Origin of the sequence: Azospirillum sp. TSO5, assembly GCF_003116065.1 — a bacterium.
In the GTDB taxonomy this organism is placed as follows: domain Bacteria; phylum Pseudomonadota; class Alphaproteobacteria; order Azospirillales; family Azospirillaceae; genus Azospirillum.
Genome location: NZ_LGQY01000098.1, coordinates 22568 through 30464, shown reverse-complemented (window position 1 = coordinate 30464; position 7897 = coordinate 22568). Strand labels below are relative to the sequence as shown.

Below are 7897 nucleotides of genomic sequence, written 5' to 3'. Positions count from 1 at the left end.
GGTCGCGGGGCGCCCCCCCCGCCATGCCGCCGGTGAAGCCGCCGGCCAGCGCCCCCGCCGCATGGCGGGCGGCCCGCCACCATTTGTGGTGCCGGGCGCGGGCGTCGCAGTCGGTGGCGAGGCAACCGGTGGACAGCGCCCGGTGCGGGCAGTTGACACCCTCGGGAAAGACGAAGAAGGCACCGTTGGGGCAGAGCGGAAAATAATCGTGCAGGGTCAGCAGCACCGGCAGGCCGGATTTCCGGCAGACCGGGAAGACGCTGGGCGACAGCGCCTTGGCCCAACCATGGATATGGACCACCGTGTCGTTGGCCGGGCAGCTGCCGAGCAGGTTTTCCAGCGCGCGTGCCGCCTGCCGATTCCAGATGCCGCGGAGCGCCGCCTGCACGCGGTCGGCATTGCCCTTCAGATCGGGCTGCTCCAGGCAATGGACGGTGATGCCATCGGTCAGCAGGGCGGGGTCGATGGGTGGGACGGCGGTGAAGAAATGGACCCGGTGGCCGCGCCGGGCCAGCCCGACGGCGCCGGCGATGGCGACCTTCGCCAGCCCGCCGCTGGGGTGGGCATGGTCGCAGAGAATGACGATCGTGCTCATCGCGGGATTCTCACTGCAGGGCGCCGCGATAGACGGCGGCGGTGCGGGCGGCGATGACCGGCCAGTCGAACCGGCTGCGCACCAGGGCCCGGCAAGCGTCGGCGTCCGGCAGCCGGCGGACGCCGGTCAGCGCCTCCGCAAGGCCGATGCCGATGGAGCGCGCATCGGTTCCGGCCAGCACGAGGTCGCCGTCCAGCCCCTCCACCACCTCGGGCAGGCCGCCGACCGGCGTGACCATCACCGGCGTGCCGGCCGCCAGCGATTCCAGCGCGGTCAGGCCGAAGCCCTCCAGCGCCTGCGACGGCATCACGCACAGGTCGGCGGCGCGGTAGGCGAGCGGCAGATGCGCGTCGGGAACGAAACCCAGCAGCCGCACATGCTCCTCCAGCCCCAGCGCGCCGATGCGGTCCTGAAGCGCCGCCGCCTCCGGTCCGCGCCCGGCGACGACCAGCAGAACGTCGGGCACCCGGCGGCGCAGCTCCACCATGGCGTCGACCAATGCGGTCAGCCCCATGCGCTTCACCAGCCGGCGCACCGTCAGTAGGATGGGGCGCCCCTGCGGCCAGCCGAGGCGGGCGCGTGCCTGAAGGCGGCTGTCGGCAAGGTCGTAGCGGTCGGCAACGACGCCGCCGGGCACCCGGTGGATGCGCTCCAGCTGTACGCCATAGCGTTCGGCCAGGATGGTGGCGAAGGACTGCGACAGGACGATGAAGCGGGCGGCGCGCCGATAGACCAGCCGCTCCACCATGAATTTCAGCAGCACCGCCAGGGGGCCGGCGCCCTCGGCGGCGCTTTCCAGTGCCCAGGGGCCGTGGAAATGGACGACCAGCGGCCGGTTGCGCAAGGCGGGCAGGGCGCCCACCATGTTCAGCGCGAAATGGGCGGCGACGAGGTCGGGCGCCTGCCGGCGCAGGGTCTCGGCGATGGCGCTCCGGGCCGCCGCCACCCGGCGCGGCAGCGAGGCGGTCGGCGGTGCGAAGCTGTCGATGCGGGCGCCGTTGTCCAGCGTCTGTGAAACGGTGCCCAGCACCAGCCCGGAAAAGGTGATGCCCTGCTGCGGCAGGTAACGGGCGAGGTGGTAGAACATGTTCTCCGCCCCGCCATGAGTCTCCGGAAACCAGCCCAGCCCAAGCTGAAGCACGCTGGCCTCCCGCATCTTCCCCGGCAGGGTGCCGGGCAGGATCAGGCTTCCGTCCATTGCTTGTCCTCTTGGAGGTGATGAGCGGGGACGAATTGATGGACGGGCGCCGGGGCGGCGCCTTGCTGGCTGGCGAGCCCGTAATTCTTGGCCGCCATCGCCATGCCCAGGAAGAACCAGAAGCCGACGCCGGTGACCTTCACCAGCGTGTGTTCGAACACCATGCAGCCGAGCATCGTGAGAGCCGCCGTCTCGGCGCAGCGGGCGAACGGGTCGGGCGGGGCGCCGCCGCGGCGCAGCATCCCGGCCGTCAGCGCGATCAAGCCGGCGACATAGCCCAACGCGCCGGGCCAGCCCAGCTCATAGGGCACGCGCAGGATGCCGCTGTCGAAATTCGCCAGAATTCCCAGGTGCCCGTCCTCGTTGGTCAGCTTTGTCGCGGTGTCGATGGTGCCGAGCCCGGCGCCACGCACCTCGGTCATCGCATAGAACAGGAACGTCACGTAGAATTCCTGCCGGTCCTGAAAGCTGCGGTCGCTCTCCATCGAATTCAGCGTGTCAAAGCGGGAGACGATGGCCTGATTTACCTTCGGCACGCTCAGCAGCGGCAGGGAGCACAGGATCAACCCGACGCCGACCGCGATCAGCCGCATCCGGTGGCGGCCGGGCATGGTCAGCATCAGCCAGGTGAAAGAGAACAGCCCGGCGAGCCAGGCCGCCCGTACGAGGCTGAGCAGCAGCGAGCCCAACGCCAGGGCGCCGGCGACCGGCACCAGGACGCCGCGGGCGGCGGGAAGCAGGGCCAGCCCGGTGATCAGCAAGAAGGCCAGCGGGCCGGAGGAGTTCATCGTGCTGAACACCCGCACCTGCATCGGCAGCGGCAAGCCCTGGTTGGTCATCCCGACATTGAGGAGCCACCGCGCATCCCAGGCCGGCATGATGAAATACTGGATCAGGCCATAGCCGCCGACCAGCGCCAGCCCGAGAACGAAGGCGCGCAGCACCGCGTCGCGCATCTGCGGGTAGATCGGCCAGTGCAGGGCGACGTAGAGCCCCAGCGTCACCGGGATCAGCCAGTTCAGCAGGGCGAAGGTCGCCGCCGCCACGCCCGCCTGAGTGATGCCGTTGACGTAGGCGTAGGAGATCCCCAGCATCACCGGCACAAAACCGAAATAGGCGCGGTAGCGCAGCATCGGCAGATACTGTGCGATCACCAGCCAGGTCATGGCGCCGACGACGAAGGGCGTCACCATGATCGGGCTGATGACGCTCCAGCCCGATTGGTAATCGACCAGCCGGCGCACCTCCGGCGTCAGGAACCACAGCCACCACGTGAAGGCGGCGAACCGGGCGGGGTCGCGCGTCACCAGCAGCGCGCCGACGGCCAGCGCCCCGATCGGGAAGACGATTTCCAGCACACCGGCCTTGCCCATCAGGACCGGGACCGCCACCAGAAACCAGAAGACCGGTGCCGCCATTCTGTTCAGGGACGGCAAGCCGCCCATGCCGTGGTGGCCGGTGTCATGATGGCCCACGCCGTGATGGCCATGCTCGAAGTCGGCTGTGGCGAAGGTCATGCCGCCGTCTCCCGCCAGTCGCGCATTCCCTCCAGCCGGCCGCGCACCGTGGCGCGCAGCTTCGCCCCGGCATGGCGGTCGCCGCGCAGAGACAGCCGCGCCCATTGCGCCAATCCGGGAAACTCGCAGGTCCCCACCAGCATGGCCCAGGCGGCGAAAGCGGCGCGGTTGGCCGGGCCGAAATGGGCCATCAGGGCCAGCGTGTCGTTGAAGGTCGCGTTCTCCTGCGCCAGCGGGTGGAAGTGGTTCGCGCCGCGCTGGTCGATGTCGAAGCGCACCGCCGGGAAATGGTCGACCGCCACCAGCGGGTCATAGACCAGCCGCCATCCCTGGCGGGACAGCCGCAGGCAGAAATCCACCTCGTTGCGGACCTGGGCGCCGCTGCCGCGCAGCCGGGTGTTCAGCCGCTGGCCGTCGATCGCCGCGCGGCGGAAGCTCCAGTTCGCGCCCTTCAGAACGTCCACGTCCTGAGCCGGGCCGACACCCAGATGATGGTTGCCGATGACCCGGCCGAACCATTGCAGCCGGCCGACGACCTGGGCCTCCCCGGTTTCCGGCACGCCGTCGTGATAGACATGGTCGCGGCCGCCGACGCCGCCGATGCGGGGATCGGCGCGGTACCAGGCCTCGATCCGCTCGACCCAGTCGCAATGGGGAACGGCGTCGTCGTCGGTGATGGCGACGATGTCGCCGCGGGCATGATCCATGCCGCGATTGATCGCCGCCACCTGCCCCGGCACGTCGATATCGGCAACCTCGATCGGCAAGGTGGATGCGTAGCGCCGGGCAACCTCGGCGGACTCCGGATCGGTGTCGCGCACGGTGACGACCACCTGGACCGGCGCCAGCGTCTGCCGGACCAGACCGTCCAGGCAACCGGCGAGTTGGTCCGGCCGGCGATAGGTCGGGACGATCACGGTGACGCCCAGCCGCTCGGCGGTATCGGGCGCGGCGGGGGCCGCGGAGGACGGGTTCATGGTCACGCTCATGCCGGAGCCAGCTCCCGCCCGCGGGCGTCGTTTGCGGCGGCCCGCGCCGGGGCCAGGGCCGGTTCCTCGCCGTTCATCCAGCTGTCGATGGTCTCGCGCAGCCGCGCCTTGAACACGGCACGGTCGAAGCGGGCGGCATAAGCCTGGATGACGGTGGGGTTGAAGCGGCGTTCCTGCGCCTCGAACCGTTGCACCGCCTCGATCAGCGCTTCCGGCGTCTGCTGGTCGAAGAACAGGCCCGACAGCCCATCCCTCACCGTCTCGGTCGCGCCGCCGCGATTCAGGGCGATCACCGGCCGGCCGGCGGCCATCGCCTCGACGGGCACGATGCCGAAATCCTCGTTGGCGGTGAAGATCAGGGCGCGGCAGGCGGCATACTGCCGGTCCAGCTCCTCGGCGGAACAATGGCCCAGCAACTCCACCGTCGGCCCGGCCATCTGCTTCAGCCGCCGGTATTCCTCGCCCTCGCCGACCACGACCAGCTTGCGGCCCATGCGGTTGAAGGCTTCGATCGCCACGTCGGCCCGCTTGTAGGACACCAGCTGGCTGACGAACAGGTAATGATCGCCGGGCGGCTCCGCGGTGGCGAAGCGCCGGGTTTCCACCGGCGGGTTGATGACGGTGGAATCGCGGCGGTAGACCCGCCAGATGCGCTTCGCCACCGTCTCCGAATTGGCGATGAAGCGGTCGACCCGCGCCGCCGTCGCCAGATCCCATTGCCGCAGCCGGTGGATGGCATAGGGCATCAGCGGCCGGACGATCGGCCCGGCCGAGTGCAAGTAATCGTGGTAGCCGCTCCACACATAGCGCATCGGCGTGTGGCAGTAGCAGACGTGCAGCGCGTCCGGCCGGGTCAGCACCCCCTTCGCCGGGCCGGATTCGCTGCTGATGACGAGGTCATAGTCGCTGAGGTCGAGCTGCTCCAACGCCAGCGGCATCAGGGGCAGGTACTTCTGATACATCCGGTGGGCCATCGGCAGCCGGTCGATGAAGGTCGTGGTGACCTGATGGCTGCGGATGATCGGGGAGATCCGCTCCGGCCGGTAGACGTGGGTGAAGACGTCGGCCTCCGGATACAGCTCGCACAGGGCTTCGATAACCTTCTCCCCCCCGCGCATCCCGACGAGCCAGTAATGGACGATCGCGACTTTCATTGTGGGTCCTCCGGCAAGGGGCAGGCCTTCACTTGGGCCGAGGGTTTTTGGGTTCTGGATGCTTCCGTTCAGGCGATGCGGCGCAGGCGGTACGAACGGCCGCTGGGCGGACGGGCGCCGTATTCCAGGTTCGCGTGGTCGCGGGCGTTGACCATCGACAGCACCGCGCCGCCGATCCGCCCGCCGACCTGCCGAACCTGCTTGATGCCGGCGCTGGCAAGGCTGGTGGCGGTGCGCGCCCAGCGCACGACGTAGAGGACACGGTCGGCCAACGGCGCCAGGATCAGCGCGTCCGACACCGACAGCACCGGCGGCGTGTCGAGGACGACGACGTCGTAGCGTTCGGACAGCTCCACCAGCAGCGACAGCATGGCCTTGGAGCCGAACAGGATCTGCGGGCGCTCGACCGGCCGGCCGGCTGCGATCACCGCCACCCGGCGGCGGTCGTCGATCTGCACGACCTGATCCAGCGTCGCATCGCCTTCCAGCAGGTCGGTCAGCCCCATGGGCGGGCGGGTGCCGCCGAGAAGCCGGTGCACGGCGGGGCGGCGGGTGTCGCAGTCGACGATGACGACCCGGCGGCCGGTGTCGGCCAGGAAGGCGGACAGCGCCACCGCCAGCGTCGTCTTCCCCTCGCCCGCGACCGACGAGGTCAGCATCACCACCTCGCCGCCCTTGACCGTGGCCGGCTCGGCGCCGGTGCGGACCAGATGCAGGCGCGCGCAAAGCCGCCAGACCGCCTCGGCGAATTCGCCGCCGCCGGTGTTGGAATAGGGGTCGCGTTTGGCGTCGGAGCCGGTGTACCGCTTGATCCGGCCCAGCAGCGGCACGATACCGACCGCCGGAAGCCCGAGAACCGCCTCCACCTGATGGGAGCTGTAGACGCCGCGCTGGCTGGCGGTCCGTACCAACGCGATGCCGGTGGCGATGGCGCCGCAGACCACCGCGGCCAACGCCGCCAGCACGGACTTGCCCGGCCCGACCGGCCCCACCGGGACGTCGGCGGAGGACACGATGCGCACGTCGGGCGTCATCTCCAGCGCCTGGAGCACCTGGGTCTCCTTCAGGCGGGTGACGGCGCGGCGATAGTTGTCGTCGGATGCGTCGGCCTGCCGCTGAAGCTCGCGCAACCGCACGTCCGCCTGCAGGTTGTCGAAGGATTCCGTTCGCAGGGCCTCCAGCCGGCGGGACAGGCTCTGGATCTTGGCGATCTGCTGCTCCACCTCGCCCCGCAGGCTGCGGATCACGCGATCCACCTCGGTGGCGAGGGCGGCATTGAGTTCGCGCAACTCCGCGGCGGGCCGCGCCAGCGCCGGGTGACGGTCGCCATATTGGGCACGCAGCTCCGCCAGTTGGGCGCTCAGTGCCGTCTGACGCTGGCGCAGGCCGGTGATCAGCGGGTCGGTGCCGATGTCGGCGCCGGTCAGCGATTCAGGATTGCCGGGCTGGACGGACTGCAACTGGCGCAGCCGGCCCTGGGCATTGGTCAACGCGGTGCGCGCCTCCGCCAGTTGGGCGTTCAGGGCTGACATCTCTTCGTTGACCAGGGGAGCATCGCGGCCCTTGGCCATGCCGGTTTCGGCGCGCATCGCCTCGACGGCGGCGCGGCCGGTGGTGGTCATGTCCTGGCGCAGCTCGTCCAGCCGGCTCTGCAGCCACTCGCTGGCGTTCTGGGTGGCCTTGCGCTTCGCCTCAACCTGGATGGCGAGGTAGGCGTCGGCGACGGCGTTGGCGGCGCGGGCCGCCAGTTGCGGGTCCTTGGCCTCCACTGTGATGCGGATCGCCCGCGACTGCACGCCGGGGTTGATGCGCAGGTTCTTCTGGAAAGCGTAGATCAGGCGGGCGGTTTCCTTCTCCTCGGCACTGCCGGTCGGAGCGGGCGGGCGCGCGGCCGGCGTCAGCAGGGCGGACAGCGGTTCGGGAAGATCGGACGCCACATCCGTCAGCAGGGCGCGGCCTTCGTCCATCAAGGGGGTCAGAAGGCCGGGTTTGTCGGGAGTTGCGGCATATTCCGGCTCCTTCCCGAGATTCAGCATCTCCACCACCCGGCGGGCGAGATCGCGGGACCGCAGAATCTCGACCTCGGTGTTGACGGTGTCGAGAAACATTCCCATCGGTTCCGACACCGAGGGGATGTTGATGACCCGGTTCGTATGCGGATCGATCACCACGACGGATGAGGCGCTGTAGAGCGGCGTCATGGCATTGATCAGCAGCACCGCGGGCAGCCACAGCACCGCGGTCAGCCCAAGGATCAGCCATTTCTGGCGCCACAGCGTCTGGACCAGACGGCCTACGTTGACCTTGTCGGCGCCCGTTCCGACCGGCGGTGCGACAAAGCCGGAGGGGATACCGGCCGTGCCTGGCGGCAATCGGTGTTCCGGTGCGTCCATGGGCTGAACTCCTTCATCTCGACAAACGGTGCGCGGAGGTGCAATGCGGCC

At 69.6% G+C, this 7897-nt stretch carries 6 protein-coding genes; all 6 read right to left on the bottom strand.

From position 1 onward, the window contains the following. Positions 1–595: glycosyltransferase (locus tag TSO5_RS23010; protein WP_146203825.1), on the bottom strand; the 595-nt coding region annotated here is incomplete at its 3' end. A gap of 10 nt (positions 596–605) precedes the next feature. Next, complete coding sequence (locus TSO5_RS23005; protein ID WP_247870911.1) at positions 606–1793, bottom strand: glycosyltransferase family 4 protein; 1188 nt, start codon at positions 1791–1793, stop codon at positions 606–608. Beyond that, complete coding sequence (locus TSO5_RS23000) at positions 1778–3310, bottom strand: O-antigen ligase family protein (RefSeq protein WP_109153808.1); 1533 nt, start codon at positions 3308–3310, stop codon at positions 1778–1780. Before TSO5_RS23000 ends, TSO5_RS23005 begins: the two co-directional genes overlap by 16 nt. Beyond that, positions 3307–4299 carry a glycosyltransferase family A protein gene (locus TSO5_RS22995; protein WP_109153807.1) on the bottom strand — a complete coding sequence of 331 codons (993 nt, stop codon included), beginning with the start codon at positions 4297–4299 and terminating at the stop codon, positions 3307–3309. Before TSO5_RS22995 ends, TSO5_RS23000 begins: the two co-directional genes overlap by 4 nt. Further along, positions 4296–5453: a glycosyltransferase gene (locus tag TSO5_RS22990; protein ID WP_109153806.1), complete on the bottom strand. Its 1158-nt coding sequence runs from the start codon at positions 5451–5453 to the stop codon at positions 4296–4298. Before TSO5_RS22990 ends, TSO5_RS22995 begins: the two co-directional genes overlap by 4 nt. A 68-nt stretch (positions 5454–5521) precedes the next feature. Then, complete coding sequence (locus tag TSO5_RS22985; protein ID WP_109153805.1) at positions 5522–7846, bottom strand: AAA family ATPase; 2325 nt, start codon at positions 7844–7846, stop codon at positions 5522–5524. Positions 7847–7897 lie beyond the last annotated feature (51 nt).

Bases quoted from the DNA above. Each gene is read 5' to 3' on its own strand.
- TSO5_RS23005 (WP_247870911.1), bottom strand. From the start codon at position 1,793: ATGGACGGAAGCCTGATCCTGCCCGGCACCCTGCCGGGGAAGATGCGG.
- TSO5_RS23000 (WP_109153808.1), bottom strand. From the start codon at position 3,310: ATGACCTTCGCCACAGCCGACTTCGAGCATGGCCATCACGGCGTGGGC.
- TSO5_RS22995 (WP_109153807.1), bottom strand. From the start codon at position 4,299: ATGAGCGTGACCATGAACCCGTCCTCCGCGGCCCCCGCCGCGCCCGAT.
- TSO5_RS22990 (WP_109153806.1), bottom strand. From the start codon at position 5,453: ATGAAAGTCGCGATCGTCCATTACTGGCTCGTCGGGATGCGCGGGGGG.
- TSO5_RS22985 (WP_109153805.1), bottom strand. From the start codon at position 7,846: ATGGACGCACCGGAACACCGATTGCCGCCAGGCACGGCCGGTATCCCC.